The organism is Mycobacterium sp. 1245111.1, assembly GCF_001673405.1.
GTDB lineage: Bacteria > Actinomycetota > Actinomycetes > Mycobacteriales > Mycobacteriaceae > Mycobacterium.
This window is the reverse complement of record NZ_LZLV01000023.1, coordinates 1-619: the sequence shown is the minus strand read 5'-3', so window position 1 is coordinate 619 and position 619 is coordinate 1. Positions and strand designations below refer to the sequence as shown.

Here is a 619-nt window from a genome sequence, read left to right as displayed (position 1 = left end):
CGAGCGAGCGCGGCCCGGTGGGTCGCAGCATCGCGCTGGCCGGCCGTGGTCGCACCTTGATCGGCCACCAGAACCAGCGCCCCAGAAGCGAGGCGATGGACGGCGTCATGAACGAGCGCACCACCAACGTGTCGAACAGCAGGCCGAGACCGATGGTGGTGCCCACCTGGCCGATGATGCGCAGGTCGCTGACCACCATTGAGGCCATCGTGAACGCGAACACCAGACCGGCGTTGGTCACCACCTTGCCGGTGCTGCCCATCGCGCGGATGATCCCGGTCTTCAGCCCGGCGGGTATCTCCTCTTTCAAGCGGGATATCAACAACAGGTTGTAGTCCGAACCGACGGCAAGCAGCACGATCACCGACATCGCGAGCACCATCCAGTGCAGGTTCATGCCGAGGATGTACTGCCAGAGCAGTACCGAGAGCCCGAACGACGCGCCCAGCGAGAGCAGCACCGTGCCGACAATCACGACGGCCGCCACCACGCTTCGGGTGATCACCAGCATGATGACGAAAATCAAGGTGGCCGCCGCAATCCCGGCGATCAACAGGTCGATGTTGGAGCCGTCGTGCATGTCCTTATAGGTCGCGGCTGTGCCGCCGAGATAGACCTT

General features: G+C 63.7%; 1 protein-coding gene. It reads right to left on the bottom strand.

Translation table 11 applies throughout. From position 1 onward, the window contains the following. Positions 1-619, bottom strand: a 619-nt coding sequence (locus A5658_RS04710; protein WP_156751261.1) for an MMPL family transporter, incomplete at both ends; no start/stop codon positions are given.